This window comes from Streptomyces sp. NPDC038707, assembly GCF_040636485.1.
Lineage (GTDB): Bacteria > Actinomycetota > Actinomycetes > Streptomycetales > Streptomycetaceae > Streptomyces.
This window is the reverse complement of sequence record NZ_JBEZUP010000114.1, coordinates 1-1,028: the sequence shown is the minus strand read 5'-3', so window position 1 is coordinate 1,028 and position 1,028 is coordinate 1. Positions and strand designations below refer to the sequence as shown.

Below are 1,028 nucleotides of genomic sequence, written 5' to 3'. Positions count from 1 at the left end.
ATCCTGCTGCCCGCTCCGGAAGCGGACCGGGTCCGCTCCCTGATCGCCAACCTGGAGACCGCGGTAGAAGGCCGGGCGGCGATGCGCGCCGCCGTACTGCCCACACCCGACCAGCAGGCCGCCGTCCGGGGCGCCGCCCTGCTTGAAGGCGCCGCCGCGCTGGAGGCACTGGACCCCGTCGAGGCCGCGCTCGCCGGGCAGTACGCGTGGGCCGATGCCGCCGCTGTGCTGCGTCGTCTGGCTGACGAGGCGCAGCAGGACGCGTGTGGGCGCACCGAGAGCGTCGTCCGAAGCGAGTACCCGCCGTGCGCCCGGCCTGCTGGCCACTCGGAGGCGTACTGCCGTAGCGCGGACGGCAAGACGCACTTCCTCGCCCTGTACGGCCCGCGCCCTGCCACCAAGCCCGCCCGTGGGGCGCAGCAGGACCCGATACAGGGCGGCGAGGCGCTCCCGCCATCCACCGCCCCGCTCGCCTCTGGGCTGCCACCCGTCAAGGGCAACTGCCCCGCCTGCCAGCACGCCAGCCTGTTCCTTGGGACCGGCGGCTACCCCACGTGCAGCAACGCCGACTGCCCGGAACCCGACACCGCGACCACCGTGCTGGAGCAATACGCCAACGAGGCGCACTCGCCGTCTCACGCCTGGACGGTCGAGTCCCCGCGCCGCGACAACTGGGCAAGCTGGGGTGCCACCTACGACGACCGTGACTGGGCCAGCGAGAGCTACGAGTCCGCCGTCAGCACCGCGCCTCAGCGTCCGTTCCGGCTCGTGCGCGCCACGACTACGTACACCGTCGAGGCCGAGCACACCCCCGCCGCCGTGGCGAGGTCCGGGCAGCCCGAGACGGACTGAACCCCCGGGGCGCGTGAGGCAGCGCGACCCCCACAGAGGGGCTGTGCGGGCATCAGACGGCCGAACAGCCCCACGCGCGGCACGCGCAACACCGAACCCCACCCCAGAGCCTCACAGAGGCGTACAGCGCCCCGCACCGAGGAGACACCATGACCCCCGCCGAAGAGTTGCAGCAC

General features: G+C 73.3%; 1 protein-coding gene. It reads left to right on the top strand.

All coding sequences use genetic code 11. The features are described from left to right. Window positions 1-852, top strand: an 852-nt coding sequence (locus AB0E62_RS40085) for a hypothetical protein (protein WP_362206108.1), incomplete at its 5' end; no start/stop codon positions are given. Window positions 853-1,028: the final 176 nt, after the last annotated feature.